Origin of the sequence: Acinetobacter portensis (genome assembly GCF_009372215.1) — a bacterium.
Taxonomy (GTDB): Bacteria; Pseudomonadota; Gammaproteobacteria; order Pseudomonadales; family Moraxellaceae; genus Acinetobacter; species Acinetobacter portensis.
The window spans coordinates 14,454-29,469 of record NZ_LWRV01000002.1 but is presented as its reverse complement, the minus strand read 5'-3'; the positions used below and the strand labels follow the sequence as shown (position 1 = coordinate 29,469).

General features: G+C 35.7%; 16 protein-coding genes. 8 read left to right on the top strand and 8 right to left on the bottom strand.

From position 1 onward, the window contains the following. The first annotated feature begins 6 nt into the window (after window positions 1-6). Window positions 7-744, top strand: a complete 738-nt coding sequence (locus A6M14_RS00155; protein ID WP_152872757.1) for a type III pantothenate kinase — start codon at window positions 7-9, stop codon at window positions 742-744. Between the two features lie 63 nt (window positions 745-807). Here the strand turns inward: A6M14_RS00155 and ffh are convergent, their stop codons facing one another. Further along, the gene (ffh, locus tag A6M14_RS00150) at window positions 808-2,208 is read right to left on the bottom strand and encodes a signal recognition particle protein (RefSeq protein WP_152872756.1); all 1,401 of its coding nucleotides are present in this window, start codon (window positions 2,206-2,208) and stop codon (window positions 808-810) included. Between the two features lie 139 nt (window positions 2,209-2,347). Here ffh and A6M14_RS00145 point away from each other — a divergent pair, with 139 nt between their 5' ends. The 3 genes from A6M14_RS00145 to A6M14_RS00135 all read left to right on the top strand — a co-directional run bounded on the left by A6M14_RS00145 (window position 2,348) and on the right by A6M14_RS00135 (window position 5,147). Then, window positions 2,348-3,157: a cytochrome C assembly family protein gene (locus tag A6M14_RS00145; protein WP_152872755.1), complete on the top strand. Its 810-nt coding sequence runs from the start codon at window positions 2,348-2,350 to the stop codon at window positions 3,155-3,157. 152 nt (window positions 3,158-3,309) lie between these two features. Further along, complete coding sequence (locus A6M14_RS00140) at window positions 3,310-4,068, top strand: hypothetical protein (protein ID WP_152872754.1); 759 nt, start codon at window positions 3,310-3,312, stop codon at window positions 4,066-4,068. 149 nt (window positions 4,069-4,217) lie between these two features. After that, on the top strand, window positions 4,218-5,147 hold the full coding sequence (locus tag A6M14_RS00135; RefSeq protein ID WP_187349127.1) for a tRNA dihydrouridine synthase: 930 nt from the start codon (window positions 4,218-4,220) through the stop codon (window positions 5,145-5,147). A gap of 58 nt (window positions 5,148-5,205) precedes the next feature. On the opposite strand, the gene A6M14_RS14195 is transcribed toward A6M14_RS00135, so the two are convergent. From A6M14_RS14195 to A6M14_RS00120, 4 genes are all read right to left on the bottom strand, one after another. Continuing rightward, complete coding sequence (locus tag A6M14_RS14195; RefSeq protein ID WP_241678013.1) at window positions 5,206-5,316, bottom strand: hypothetical protein; 111 nt, start codon at window positions 5,314-5,316, stop codon at window positions 5,206-5,208. 97 nt (window positions 5,317-5,413) lie between these two features. Next, the gene (locus A6M14_RS00130; protein ID WP_152872753.1) at window positions 5,414-5,818 is read right to left on the bottom strand and encodes a GFA family protein; all 405 of its coding nucleotides are present in this window, start codon (window positions 5,816-5,818) and stop codon (window positions 5,414-5,416) included. 82 nt (window positions 5,819-5,900) lie between these two features. Then, complete coding sequence (locus A6M14_RS00125; RefSeq protein WP_152872752.1) at window positions 5,901-7,214, bottom strand: MFS transporter; 1,314 nt, start codon at window positions 7,212-7,214, stop codon at window positions 5,901-5,903. A 256-nt stretch (window positions 7,215-7,470) separates the two neighbouring features. After that, entirely contained in the window at window positions 7,471-8,403 is a 933-nt protein-coding gene (locus A6M14_RS00120) for a LysR substrate-binding domain-containing protein (protein ID WP_152872751.1), read from the bottom strand. Between the two features lie 112 nt (window positions 8,404-8,515). Here A6M14_RS00120 and A6M14_RS00115 point away from each other — a divergent pair, with 112 nt between their 5' ends. Genes A6M14_RS00115 through A6M14_RS00100 form a run of 4 tightly spaced genes read left to right on the top strand, consistent with a single transcriptional unit; the run spans window position 8,516 to window position 12,575 of the window. Then, window positions 8,516-9,676, top strand: a complete 1,161-nt coding sequence (locus A6M14_RS00115; RefSeq protein ID WP_152872750.1) for an acyl-CoA dehydrogenase family protein — start codon at window positions 8,516-8,518, stop codon at window positions 9,674-9,676. Window positions 9,677-9,692: 16 nt separating this feature from the next. Further along, on the top strand, window positions 9,693-10,505 hold the full coding sequence (locus A6M14_RS00110; protein ID WP_152872749.1) for an HpcH/HpaI aldolase/citrate lyase family protein: 813 nt from the start codon (window positions 9,693-9,695) through the stop codon (window positions 10,503-10,505). A 29-nt stretch (window positions 10,506-10,534) separates the two neighbouring features. Further along, on the top strand, window positions 10,535-11,383 hold the full coding sequence (locus A6M14_RS00105; protein ID WP_152872748.1) for an HTD2 family dehydratase: 849 nt from the start codon (window positions 10,535-10,537) through the stop codon (window positions 11,381-11,383). 1 nt (window position 11,384) lies between these two features. Next, complete coding sequence (locus A6M14_RS00100; RefSeq protein ID WP_152872747.1) at window positions 11,385-12,575, top strand: CaiB/BaiF CoA transferase family protein; 1,191 nt, start codon at window positions 11,385-11,387, stop codon at window positions 12,573-12,575. Between the two features lie 189 nt (window positions 12,576-12,764). On the opposite strand, the gene A6M14_RS00095 is transcribed toward A6M14_RS00100, so the two are convergent. Genes A6M14_RS00095 through pcaD form a run of 3 tightly spaced genes read right to left on the bottom strand, consistent with a single transcriptional unit; the run spans window position 12,765 to window position 14,893 of the window. After that, window positions 12,765-13,406 (bottom strand): 3-oxoacid CoA-transferase subunit B, encoded by a 642-nt coding sequence (locus A6M14_RS00095; protein WP_152872746.1) that lies wholly within the window; start codon window positions 13,404-13,406, stop codon window positions 12,765-12,767. Next, the gene (locus A6M14_RS00090) at window positions 13,403-14,089 is read right to left on the bottom strand and encodes a 3-oxoacid CoA-transferase subunit A (RefSeq protein ID WP_152872745.1); all 687 of its coding nucleotides are present in this window, start codon (window positions 14,087-14,089) and stop codon (window positions 13,403-13,405) included. Before A6M14_RS00090 ends, A6M14_RS00095 begins: the two co-directional genes overlap by 4 nt. A 54-nt stretch (window positions 14,090-14,143) precedes the next feature. Continuing rightward, the gene (gene pcaD / locus A6M14_RS00085; protein ID WP_152872744.1) at window positions 14,144-14,893 is read right to left on the bottom strand and encodes a 3-oxoadipate enol-lactonase; all 750 of its coding nucleotides are present in this window, start codon (window positions 14,891-14,893) and stop codon (window positions 14,144-14,146) included. Window positions 14,894-15,016: the final 123 nt, after the last annotated feature.

Sequence of the window (15,016 nt, the reverse complement as noted above, 5' to 3'; positions counted from 1 at the left end):
TTGGCAATGAAAAATTTATGGTTAGATATTGGAAATACTCGACTTAAATATTGGGTCACTGAAAATGATCAAGTGATAGAACATGCTGCTGAATTGCATTTACAGTCTCCTGCCGATTTACTGTTAGGGCTTATTCAACATTTTAAAAATTTAGGCATTCATCAAGTTGGCGTATCTTCCGTTCAAGATAAAACCAGCAATGAACGCATCAAAAAAATTATAAAGCAGTTGAAAATTCCAGTTGTTTGCGCACAAGTTCATGCTGAATATGCAGGTTTGAACTGTGGTTATGATGATACAACTCAACTCGGGATTGACCGTTGGTTGCAAGTACTTGCTGTAGCAAATAAGCCTGATGAAAAATATTGTGTGATTAGTTGCGGTACAGCTTTAACCATAGATTTAGCAGATGGATTAAATCATTTAGGCGGCTATATTCTGCCAAACTTATATTTACAGCGTGACTCACTCATTCAAAATACCAAAGGCATTAAAATACCAGATGCGGCTTTTGATCAACTCAGCCCCGGAAGAAATACCATAGATGCCGTACATCACGGTATTTTGCTAGGCTTAGTGAGTATTATTAAAAATGTGCTTGAGCAAAGTCCGCGTAAACTTATTTTAACAGGTGGCGATGCCCCTCTTTTTGCTAAGTTTTTAGCAGAGTATCATCCTGTTATAGAAGCAGATTTGTTACTACGTGGATTACAACGTTATATAAATCACGCTGAGAAAAACTAAAAGCCAAATCGAGAATATAAAAAAGGCGCATGAAGCGCCTTTTTTATTGGATGAATCAGATCATTATTTCTTATTACCAAATAATGGTCCCATACCACCGCCACCACCAAATTGTTTTTGCATGCCACCCAATGAACGCATCATTTTTGCCATACCAGATGGATTAGCAAATTTCTTCATCATTTTCGCCATTTGCGCATGTTGTTTAATGAGTTTATTCACTTCAACAACATCCATACCACAACCTGCTGCAATACGCTTTTTACGGCTTGGGTTCATCAAATCAGGATTACGGCGCTCTTTCAGTGTCATCGACTGAATAATCGCTTCCATTTTCTTGACTTGTTTTTCTGGGTTAGCTTGTGCAAGTGCATCTTGAAGACCAGCATTGCTCATACCAGGCAACTTGTCTAAGAAGCCCATCATGCCGCCCATTTTATTCATTTGTTCAAATTGCATCAGCATATCTTCAAAGTTGAAGCTTCCGCCTTTTTGCAATTTTTTCGCCATTTTTTCGGCTTTTTCTTTATCGACTTTGCGTTCTAGCTCTTCGACTAAAGAAAGTACGTCACCCATACCCAAAATACGTTGTGCAACACGTTCAGGATGGAATGGCTCTAAGGCATCAAGCTTTTCGCCCATACCTAAGAATTTAATTGGCTTACCTGTAATTGCACGAACAGAAAGTGCCGCACCACCGCGTGCATCACCATCAGTTTTCGTTAAAATCACACCTGTAAGTGGTAATGCATCATTAAAGGCTTTTGCTGTATTTGCAGCATCCTGACCTGTCATTGCATCTACAACGAACAGTGTTTCAGTTGGCTTGATTGCAGCGTGAAGCTCTTTAATTTCGTCCATCATGTCATCATCGACATGTAAACGACCTGCTGTATCGACAATTAAGACATCAGCAAATTGAATTTTTGCTTGTTCAATTGCACGGTTCGCAATGGTAATTGGTTTTTCGTCTGCGCTCGATTCAAAGAAAATCGCGCCGACTTCGCCTGCAACAGTTTGTAACTGTTTAATTGCCGCTGGACGGTAAACGTCGGCAGAAACCATCGCCACTTTTTTCTTTTGGCGTTCTTGTAAGAAACGAGCAAGTTTTGCAGCCGTTGTTGTTTTACCCGCACCTTGCAAACCTGCAAGAAGAATAACAACAGGTGGTTTTGCTGCTAGGTCTAGGCTTTCGTTCGCCTCACCCATCATTTTGGTCAATTCGTTATGTACAATTTTAACGAAAGCTTGACCAGGTGATAACTGTGTCATCACCTCTTGACCCAATGCTTCTTCCTTAACTTTCGCGATGAATTCACGAGTTACAGGTAATGCAACATCAGCTTCAAGAAGTGCCATACGCACTTCACGTAACGTATCTTTAATATTGTCTTCGGTTAGCTGCCCGGAGCCAGTAACATTTCTTAAACTCTGCGTGAGTCGTTCTGTTAAGGTATCAAACATTGCAAAATCCGCTTAAAATAACTAGTCGCAAAAAAATGTTTCTTTAAAATAGAAAATTTATGCATAGAATGCTATAGGATACTGTAGTTCGAGTAGAATTTATATAAATGAATATCCATCATCCTGAAAAAGGTTTGTCATGATTAGCCTGCCTCTGGTTTATACAGTCTTAGCTTTGGTCGCTTATGTGACTGCTTTTTGGTATTTGTTCAGCCACTTAATATCAAAAAATGATACAAACCAATGGTTTTTTGGTGTTGTTCTCGGTTTAGGCTTAGTTCTGCATAGTGCAGTTTTATATATCGATATGCTGACACCATTGGGCATTAACTACGATGTGTTCAATCTTGTTTCATTTACCTCAGGTTTAATGCTGTTATTAAGCGCTTTGTTTAGTAGTTATCGTCCTGTTGCTGCCATGAATTTATTGGGTATTCCTGTCGCTGCGGGTGGTTTAATTCTAGGTTTTGCATTTAGCCAGCCAAAACAGTTTATTGAACAGCATTCTTTAGGCTTAGATATTCATATTATTCTTTCGCTTTGTGCTTATGCAATTTTGTTGATGGCAACGATTCAAGCAGTAATTTTATGGTTCCAAAACCGTGAATTAAAGAATAAGCAAAAACGTCGTATTTGGGTGGGTTTATTGCCTTCATATCAAGCTATGGAATCTTTGCTGTTTGATATGTTGATTGCAGGTTTTGCTTTATTGACCATTGCTTTAGCTTTTGGTTTCTTTACCATTGAGAATTTCTTTGGTCAGCATTTAGCGCATAAAACTGCGTTTAGTATCATTTCTTGGTTTATTTATGGCGCATTACTCATTGGTCATTATAAATTTGGTTGGCGTGGTCAAAAAGCCATTCGTTTTACCATTATGGGGTTCTTCTTATTAGCCCTTGGTTTTATTGGCTCTAAGTTTGTATTGGAAATGATTTTGGGTCGATAAAACACAACAACCAATAGCGTTCAATCCACCCAATTTTTTTGTCCTTATTTTACGAGCGAATTCTCGTTATTATTCAATAGTATTATTTGTGAATTATTTTGTTTTATTACTTAATGCAAACTGCTAAAGTCCAATAAAAAGAGCAAATACTTATGAATATACAAAAGATTTTTCTACTCACAGCAGTCGCACTATCTAGCCAAATAATCTTTGCAGAAAATAGCTTTACTGAATCATTCAAAGGAAAGCCTAAAATTAATGCTAATTTTTATGTTTTTGCAGCAGATATAGATGGAACATTAAGTGAAGGGAATATTAAATATAACGCCGATCAGCCATTCAGCGATACCGTAAAAAATCTTGATCAAGTTTATATGGGATATCTCGATTTTAGTAAGGGCGACTGGGGTATTTACATTGATAAACAGCTTGTTAAAACATCTAAAGATGAAAGCATTTACAATATTCCTTTAGCCTTAGAAACAAAGTTAGATCAGACAAGTTACGGCATTTATTACCAAGCCTATAAATCTCCGACTGAAAATTCATTAAAGCGACCAAAACTAATTTTTGAACCAACCATCGGTATTCACCATACCGAAGCTGAAGCGACTGTAGCCGCATTAGGCTTAACAAAAAAAGTGGACATCAATTGGAATGAATTCTTTTGGGGTGCTCGTCTTAGATACAATTTTGATTCTCCATGGAATTTAGCATCGGAAGTCACCATTGGTGCTGAAAATACCTTATCTGCTCATACCTATATTGGATATAACATTCCTGTATTCAAACGCATTATTAATTTAAGAGCGGGCTATCGCTACTTCCATCAAGACTATACATCTGGCAATTTCCGTTGGGATATTACTGAAAAGGGTCCTGTTATTGGTTTTAACGTACCTATTTTTTAATTCATCATATATATGAAAAACGAAGGAATAAAAATGTGTGAATCTTTAGATCATCATTTTTATTCTCTTCAGGTTACAAATGACTTTGCACTAGACAAGTTTTCTAAAAAACCGTATAACAGCCTTTTTTCACTATCAGGTAACACACTTTGAAACTTGTGCTTGCACCCATGGAAGGCTTAACTGACCCAATTATGCGAGATGTGCTTACATCCGTAGGCAGTTTCGACTGGTGTGTAACCGAATTCATTCGTGTCACCAATTCCGTTTTACCCGACCATATTTTTTACCAATACTGCCCAGAATTACTCAATGATGGTAAAACTGCAGCTGGAACGCCTGTGCATGTGCAATTTTTAGGTAATGACCCTGAAATGCTTGCAGCCAATGCCATTCGTGCAGCTGAGCTTGGTGCTCCTGCCATTGATATGAACTTTGGTTGCCCTGCAAAAACGGTCAATAAACATCGTGGCGGTTCTGTTTTACTTGATGAACCCGAAGTGGTACACGAACTTGTAAAAGCCGTTCGAGATGCTGTACCAAGCCATATTCCTGTATCTGCTAAAATGCGTTTGGGTTATATGGACAGAAACTTTATGCTTGAAAATGCACATGCAATTGAAGATGCAGGTGCAGCCTGGGTAACAGTTCACGCACGTACAAAAGCAGATGGCTATACTCCTCCTGCTTTTTGGGATCAATTAAATCCTATTCGTGAAGCTTTAAAAATTAATGTCATTGCCAATGGTGAAATTTGGACAAATGCAGATGCTAAACAGTGCCGAATTGAATCGGGCTGTGAAGATTTAATGATTGGACGTGGTGCAGTAACAACACCCGATTTAACCCAATGTATTCGTCAAAATACAGATAAACCACTCATAACATGGAATGAATTATTAGCATTACAAATTCGTTTTTTAAATGGTTCTTATAAAAAAGAAATGAATATGGTTGGTCGTTATAAACAATGGTTAGGTATGATGTCGAAACATTATCCTGAAGCGAAAGCATTATGGGATGAAGTAAAACGTGTGAAGCCTTTAGATGAAATTATTGAAAAACTGAAAGCCAATTAAAATATAAAGCCGAATTCGAGATTCGGCTTTCATTTTTCTAAATTTGGTCTATCGAAATTTATATCAGATACTCTATAAATAAGAAGCCTAATGCAGTACCAATACATGAATAAAGTACAAGAATAAAAAACACAAAACTTGCTTTGTTTTTCTTTTTCAGAAAATTCATATCGATATCCCCACAGTCAAACACGAACTGCTTCATCATAGCGCATTTTTAATTTAAGTGTTTAATTCAAAAGTATTAATAGCTATACAATAGAAACTTATACCACTACTTTTTCATCAAAAATTAAAGCACCATCATCAGGTAAATCAAACCAACACGCTTTATATTGAGTAAATGCATGTGAATAAATTTTTGCATTTATATCTTCATTAATAATTCCAACACGTAAACGAATCACATCGGGCAAATCTAAGCGTGCGCTATAAATTGGCGATGCACATTGACTACAGAACACACGTTTTTTATTCTCTGTTGCATAATATTCCGAAAGTAACTCTTTCCCTTGAATAATATCTAAATTTTTGATTTCAATAGGCGCAATTGCCACAAATGCTGCACCTTGTGCTTTTTGACATTGCTTACAGTGACAAACTAGTATTTTAGAAATATTTTGGCTTATTTTAAGCTGAATACCATTGCATAAACACGAAGCTGTATACATTTTTCTAATCCTATCTATTTTTATCATTTCTAAAATACAAATAAGCCTATATAGGCTTATTTGTAAATCATATTTAGAAAAATTAATCTTCTAAAATTTGACTATATTTTTTCTGATCCTTCATTCTTAGGAAATAAATCAAACATATACCTACCATAACGGTAACATAAATGAAGTAGTAGTTTTCATGTCCCATGCTCTTAAATTGCAATGCCATTAATTCAGATGTTCCACCAAAAATCGTATTTGCAATTGCATATGGCAAAGCTACACCAAGAGCTCGAATATGCGCAGGGAACATTTCAGATTTAATAACAGCACCTGTTGCCGTGTATCCCGAAACAAACATCATGCCAAATACAATTAATCCAAATGCAACAAATGGATTTGTTGTTTGTGAAATTAATGTAAAGATTGCATACGTAAAGAGAACACCACCAACACCAAAGAAAATCATGACTGGTTTACGACCAATTTTGTCTGAAATATGTCCTACAATTGGTTGTAATAACATTAATACAAAAATTGATGCCGCTGAAATTATTGTTGCCGTTTCTTTAGTAAAACCAGATGTGTTGACCAAAAATTTTTGCATATAGGTTGTATATGCATAAAAAGATAAAGTTCCACCTGCAGTTAAGAAAATTACAGCCAATGCTGTTTTTGGATGATTTTTAAATAATGATAATGCACTCGATTTTGGAGCATTTTCACGGTCTGCATTTTTAAATGATTCTGTTTCTGCCATACCACGACGGATAAGAAAGATCAGTAATGCCAAACCAGAACCAATAAAGAACGGAACACGCCAACCCCAGTCATATAATTGTTCTTCAGTTAATACATTTTGTAAAACAATCAATGTAAATAAAGCCAATAATTGACCTGCAAGAATGGTCATATATTGAAAACTGGAAAATAAACCACGACGATTTTTACCCGCCATTTCACTTAAATAGGTTGCACTAGCACCATATTCGCCACCTACACTCAAACCTTGAAGTAACCGTGCAACAATCAATACAATTGGAGCAACAATACCCATTTGTTCATATGTCGGTGCACATGCAATAAATAAAGAACCTATACACATAAGTGTGACAGATAATGTTAAACCCGCTTTTCGCCCTTTACGATCTGCGAAAATCCCCATCATCCAAGCACCAATTGGACGCATTAAAAAACCTACAGCAAAGACTGCAGCTGCCTGTAATAATTCTACAGTTTGATTTCCCGCTGGAAAAAATGAACGAGCAAAATATAAGGTGAACATACTATATGCAAACCAGTCATACCATTCGACTAAGTTTCCAGCTGAACCACCAATAATAGATTTAATTCGTGTTTTTTTATCTGGCGCACCATGGAATTCTGTATTTGTAACACTCTCACTCATTAGGCTTCTCCTTAGCCATTTTTAAGACATTTGAGTCTTAAAATTATTCAATTTTTTCTTGCTATAACTTTTCGCTATAGTTATCAGATTAAATTTTCAAGAACAATCTCAATAAGTGAGCAGCCAAATAACCATTACAAAAAAAATTAAAAAAATACAATAATATCAATAAATTATATCAAATAAATTCAAAATAAAATTCCATCAAATATTTTGATCATACCCATCTAATAGTTAAAATTTATGCAAATAACATCTATTTTTTAATCCATTCTCCCCCCAGCCACGCTTTCACCTCTACTGCAACTTTTGAACAATATATAATTTCCTGTGCAATGGTATGGACCAATTTGGAAATATGTCTTGTATTTGGTAAAGCCAACGCAACATCTCTTGTGAAATACGGATGATTAATGGGTGCAACTCTGACAGATTTTTTTTGCAAATCATTTTTTACTGAGACAAGAGGCAAAATCGTAAAACCAAATCCTTCTTTCACCAATTGTTTTTGAACATTAAGATCATTAATTTCAGCACCAATTTTTAAAATGAGATTTTCTTGATTAAAACCTTGCTCAATTAAAGTCCTTAACCTGTGTGGTGCATACGGTAAAATTAAAGGATGCTGAGACACCTCCTCTAATTCCAAAGCACAATCATGTTTTAAATCTGAGTCATAGTGTCCAATAAGCCAAAGCTGTTCACGGACAATGGGCTGAATATCTAAGAACTTTGATGATACAGAACCATAAATAAGTGCTACATCAATATCTCCTGCTTCAAGCCACTCCTTCAAATGTCCTGAATATCCCACAGAAATTTTTAAACTCACATCAGGATATTTTTTCTTAATAACTCGCATGAGCGAAACAGAAAGTAATTCGCTTAGACTTGCTAAAATGCCAATATTGATTGTACCTTTTAAAGATCCATCTGAAGAAGTCAGTTCAATTTTTGCAGCTTCAATCTCTTTCAAAGCTCTACGTGCATAGCCTTCTAAAACTTTTCCTTCATTGGTTAAGTTCATACCATGGCGACCACGCTCAAACAACTCCACACCTAATTCCTCTTCAAGCAAATGAATTTGTCTTGAAACGGCTGGCTGTACAATATTAAGCAGCGCTGCAGCTTTTGTAATATTTTTTGTTTCCGAAATTGTCACGAAAGATCGTAATTGTTTAATGTCCATATCAATATCTTTTTGAGATTATATCCATCACTTAATACTATTTTAATCAATATTAAATAACAATATATGATTGATCATAAGTTAAATATATTGTTCGATAAGGATATCTTTCATGAAAAGTACCATTAATAATTATCAAGAAATACGTGAAGCTGTTCGTGCCTTATGTTCAGAATTTCCAAATGAATATCACCGTAAAATTGACGAAGAGCGAGGCTATCCTGAAGAGTTTGTAGATGCACTCACTCAAGCTGGTTGGATGGCAGCAATGATTCCTGAAGAGTATGGCGGATCAGGTTTAGGCTTAACAGAAGCTTCTATTATTATGGAAGAAGTTAACCGTAGTGGTGGCAATGCAGGTGCTTGTCACGGTCAAATGTACAACATGGGTACACTGCTTCGTCACGGTTCAAAAGCTCAAAAAGAATTGTATTTACCTAAAATTGCGACAGGTGAGTGGCGTTTACAGACAATGGGAGTCACTGAACCAACGACAGGAACAGATACCACAAAAATTAAAACGACTGCTGTTAAGAAAGGTGATCGTTATGTAATTAATGGTCAAAAAGTATTTATTTCTCGTGTTCAGCATAGTGATTGGATGATCTTGCTTGCTCGTACAACACCTTTAGCTGAAGTAACTAAAAAGTCTGAAGGCATGTCTATTTTCATGGTTGACCTTCGAGAAGCAGAAAAAAATGGCATGGTTGTTCGCCCTATTCCCAATATGGTGAACCATGAAACAAATGAAATTTTCTTCGATAATTTAGAAATTCCGGAAGAAAACCTGATTGGTGAAGAAGGTAAAGGCTTTAAATATATTCTAGATGGTCTAAATGCCGAACGTACTTTAATTGCTGCTGAATGTATTGGTGATGGTTACTGGTTTATGGATCGTGTTACTCAATATGTGAAAGATCGTGTTGTATTTGGTCGTCCAATTGGTCAAAACCAAGGTGTTCAATTCCCCCTTGCTGATAATTTCATTGAAATTGAAGCTGCAAACTTAATGCGCTTCCGTGCATGTGAAATGTTTGACCGTGGTGAAAAATGTGGTGCCGAAGCCAATATGGCGAAATATTTAGCAGCAAAAGCAAGTTGGGAAGCCGCTAACAACTGTCTACAATTTCATGGTGGATTCGGCTTTGCCAATGAATATGATATTGAACGTAAATTCCGTGAAACTCGTTTATATCAAGTTGCACCTATATCAACAAACTTAATTTTTAGTTATGTTGCAGAGCATTTACTTGATTTACCACGTTCTTTTTAAGTAGAAGGAATGAATAATGAAAAAAGTAAATAAATCTGCACGTTCTTACTTATTTGTTCCTGCTAATCGTGTTGAGCGCTTTGAAAAAGCGCTCAACACCCAAGCAGATGCAGTAATAATAGATTTGGAGGATGCAGTTCCTACAGATTTAAAAATATCGGCAAGAGAAAGCTTAAAACAATGGTTGATTGAACATCCTCAATATCAGGTGATGATTCGTACAAACGCTATAAATACCGAATGGTTCTCTGAAGATATTCAATTAGCCAAATTAGATAACGTCATTGCTATTATTTTACCTAAAACTGAATCTGTAGAAGATATTAAAGCAATTCATGCTGTCAAAAAAATTGCGACATATGCTCTTATTGAAACACCTTTAGGTTTTGCCAATATTCGTCAAATTGCACAAGCTGAAAATGTGAATGCCCTAATGTTTGGCTCAATAGATTTTCAACTAGAAATGAATATGCAAGGTGGGTATGAAGAGCTTCTTTCATTTAGAAATGAGTTTGTACTTGCTTCTAAACTTGCAGGAATAGAAGCTCCTATTGATGGTGTCACTGTCGACTTTAAAAATGAAGCAATTGTGAAACTAGAAACACAACAAGCTAAAAACCTTGGGTTTACAGGCAAGCTTTGTATTCATCCCAATCAGGTCGATATTGTAAATCTTACATTTACTCCAACAGAAGCTGAAATTGCATGGGCAAATAAAGTTTTAGATGCTGTAAATGAAGCACAAGGTCAAGCTATCAGTCTCGAGGGAAAAATGATTGATTTACCAGTCATTCTTCGTGCTGAAAAAATTCTAAAACAAGCAAATTAAAACAAATAATAAAATTAGGACTTTCAGATATGGAAAATTTTAATGCATGGATTGGTAAAAAAGAAATAACAGCCGATTTTAGTGATATACGCCCAGTATCTATGATGCAAGCTTTATTAAATCAAAAAAATAAAGCACCACAAGTTTTACCAAGTTTGCATCATTGGTTTTATTTTTTACCTTTAGTTGATGGTCAAGAACTTGCTGAAGATGGACATCCTAAAAAAGGGAATTTCCTTCCCCCTATCCCCTTTCCTAAAAGAATGTGGGCTGGTGGGCGTTTAGAGTTTTTAAATCCTATTCAAATTAATCAAAATATTAAACGTGAATCTGAAATTTTAAAGGTTGAGCTAAAACAAGGTAAAAGTGGCAACATGTATTTTGTTACTGTGCGTCATTCTATTTATGCAGACGACACGCTTGCCATTATTGAAGAACACGACATCGTTTACAGAGAAGCCTCTAATCGAGTTCAAACACAAGAAAATAATCAAAGTTCACAAATTAAAATTGAAAGCAGACCTTACACATATAAAAAGCAATTTCCTGTTGATACGGTAACGCTATTTAGATATTCAGCAATCACATTTAACGGGCATAAAATTCATTATGACCGTGCATATGCAACTGAAGTTGAAGGATACCCAGGTTTAATTGTTCATGGTCCATTACTAGCAACTTTGTTGTTGCATACTTTTGAACAAGAAAATCCTACAAAAACAGTTTCATCATTTGAATTTAGAGCAGTGAATCCAGTTTTCGATTTCAACGAGTTTTCAATTTGTGGTGATATTCATTCAGACAAAGGTGACTTGTGGATTGAAAAATCAGATGGTTTAGTTGCAATGAAAGCCACCGTAACATTTACAGGAGAATAATATGCTTCCACTAGAAGGCATTACTGTAGTTACTTTAGAGCATGCAATTGCAGCACCTTTTTGTACTCGTCAGTTGGCAGATTTAGGTGCGCGTGTCATTAAAATAGAACGACCTAAAGTTGGTGATTTTGCCCGTAAATATGATGAACGTGTTGATGGTATGTCATCGCATTTTGTTTGGACAAATCGCTCGAAAGAAAGCTTAACCTTAGATGTAAAAGCTGAGCCTGCACAAGACATTTTAAAACAGCTTATTGAAAAAGCAGATGTTTTAGTACAAAACCTTGCACCAGGAGCAGCTTCACGCATTGGGCTTTCTTATGAGGAATTAAATAAGATTAATCCTAAAATTATTGTTTGTGATATTTCAGGTTATGGCGATGACTTAGAGAATCCTGGTCCATATCGTAATAAAAAAGCGTATGACTTACTTATTCAGAGTGAATCTGGCTTTTTGTCTATTACAGGTACAGAAGATTCTTATGTAAAAGCAGGTTGCTCAATTGCAGATATTGCAGCAGGTATGTATGCCTATACTAATATTCTTGCTGCATTATTAGAGCGTCAAAAAACAGGAAAAGGCAAACGTATTGATATTTCCATGCTTGAAAGTATGACGGAATGGATGGGATATCCTCTGTATTACACGCTTCGTGGTGAATCTGCGCCACCACGTACAGGTTCATCTCATGCAACAATTTATCCTTATGGTCCATTTCCAACAGGTGATCAAAAGAAAGTGATGCTAGGTATTCAGAATGAACGTGAATGGCAAGCTTTCTGCGAAATTGTTTTACAACAACCTGAACTGGCAAAACAAGATGAGTATGTAAACAATACTCAACGCTCTAAAAACAGAGAGCCTTTACGTCAAATTATTGAAAATATTTTCAATTCACTTACACAAACCGAAATCATTGAACGTCTTGAACAAGCAAAAATTGCCAATGCAAGTGTGAATGAAATGCAAGATGTTTGGAATCATCCACAACTAAAAGCACGTAACCGCTGGACAGAAATCGATACACCTATTGGAAAAGTTCCAACACTAAAACCTGTTGGTTTAAAGAAAGAAGAGGATTTCATCATTAAGCCAGTTCCTGATTTAGGACAAAACTCATCAGAAATTTTAAAAGAATTAGGCTATAACGCGGATGCTATACAAGACCTAGCCAATCGCTCAGTCATCTAAACATTCCCTTTACTATGTCCTTTTACAGCATTAGAGGGCCTCTTCTAATGCTGATTGTTATATATTTTTAGCTCCTCCACAAATCTTTTTTTGCTCAACTTTAGATTGAATTTCATAATATAAAATCTATATTTTTCCGCTATAAAAAAGGCGCTAAACAATAGCACCCTTAAAACGGTAAATGTAACGTTATATATTTTGAATTAACACTACATCCATTAATTTTTGCAATTCATTAAACGTTATATCTTTTATAATTTCTAACACCACAACGCCCTCTTTTGTTATCTCAAATGTTGCATAATCTGTATAAATCCGACTTACACAGCCTAATCCCGTAAGAGGATAAGTACATTTTTTAAGAAGCTTTGACTGTCCAGACTTGTTAAGTAACTCCATAACAACAAAAACTTTTTTTGCGCCAACAGCCAAGTCCATTGCACCACCAACAGCTGGAACCGCATTAGATGAACCAGTATGCCAATTTGCTAAATCACCAGTTTCAGATACTTGATAAGCACCAAGAACACAAATATCTAAATGACCACCTCTCATCATTCCAAAAGAATCAGCATGGTGAAAAAAAGAAGCACCTGGTAATAATTGAATAGGTTCCTTCCCTGCATTAATTAAATCCCAATCTTCATTTCCTTCCTCTGCAGCAATCCAACGTCCAAGAATTCCATTCTCAGTATGTAAAAATACTTCTTTTTCTGGATCAAAATGATTCGCAACGATTGTCGGTAAACCTATTCCTAAATTTACGTATGCACCTTCTGGAATATCTTTAGCTACACGTGCCGCAATTTGATCTCGCACTTGAAAGCTCATACGGTACACTCTCCTAAATTAGAGTTACGACAGACAATAGATTTCACAAATATACCAGGTGTAATTACTAACTCAGGGTCTAACCCCCCAAGCTCAACAACTTTTTCCACCGACACAATTGTATGTTTTGCAGCCATTGCCATAACTGGTCCAAAATTACGTGCAGCTTTTCTGTAGGTAATATTTCCCCAACGATCACCTTTCTCAGCTTTAATCAAAGCAACATCTACATGGATAGGATATTCCAATACATAATTCCGCCCATTAACTTCTTTCGTTTCTTTACCTTCTGCTAACAATGTTCCATAACCTGTTGGAGTATAAATCGCACCTAATCCAACCCCTGCAGCACGCAGTCGTTCAGCTAAGTTTCCTTGTGGTACAAGCTCTAACTCTAACTCTCCTGCCTTATATAATTCATCAAATACATAAGAATGACTCATACGAGGAAATGAACATATTATTTTTTTTACTTGTCTTGCTTTTAATAAGGCTGCAATTCCTTCTTCATGATTTCCCGCATTATTACTCACAAGTGTTAAATCTTTAGCACCATGCTGAATTAAAGCATCTATTAAATCTTCAGGCTGCCCTGCTCCACCAAATCCACCAATTGCAATGGTTGCGCCATCTTGAATTACCGATATTGCCTTATTAATATCATCTACAATTTTAGAAATCATTTATCTTTCCATAGAGTGTGGGGAAATATAAAAGCTAATTTCCCCTATTTTTATTTATGCAAAATTGAGAATTGCTGTTTTAAACTCTTCCGGTTTTTCTACATTTCCAATATGTGCAGCACCTTTTACTGCAATCAATTCAGCATTTGGAATTCCATTTACAAGCTCTTGCATTACTGCAACTGGAGTGGACAAATCTTCTGTACCAGCAATAGCTAATGTTGGACATTTGATTTCTTTTAATCGACTACGTACATCAAAATCTGCAACCGCCTTACATGTATTTGCATATCCTTTAGGATTAAATGTAAGAAGCTCATCTAATAAACTTTGTGCAAACTCATTTGCATCCGAAAAACCTGGGTTATACCAGCGATTTTTTGTAGCATCTAATATAGCATCTATACCTTTTTCTAATACTAAATTGGCACGATCTTGCCAGAAAGCAGGTTCACCAAATTTTGCTGCAGTACAACATAAGATAAGTTTTTCAACTCTCTCTGGATATTTAATTGCAAGCATTTGCCCTATAGCACCACCAAGTGATAGACCTGCATATGAGAATTTATCAATTTTTAATGAATCAACAATTTCAATAACATCTTGTGCAAATTGCTCAACTGAGTTTAATTCAAGACCTTGTTCTTGTGACTTCCCATGTCCACGTGTATCAAAAGCTATTACATAAAATTTTTCAGATAAATCCTCAATAATATTATTCCACATATTTGAAGACGTACCTAAAGAACTACCTAGAACCAATGCCTTACTTCCTTGTTTTCCAAATGTTTTATAAAAAATCATGTATTCCTCACTTAAAGATCTTTGGTATATTCTGTAAGTATGATTTTGAATTTTTGTGATATATATTCAAATACTTTTTTTATATCATCATCATAGTTAGAGAGTGTATGAAATGGAATTTAG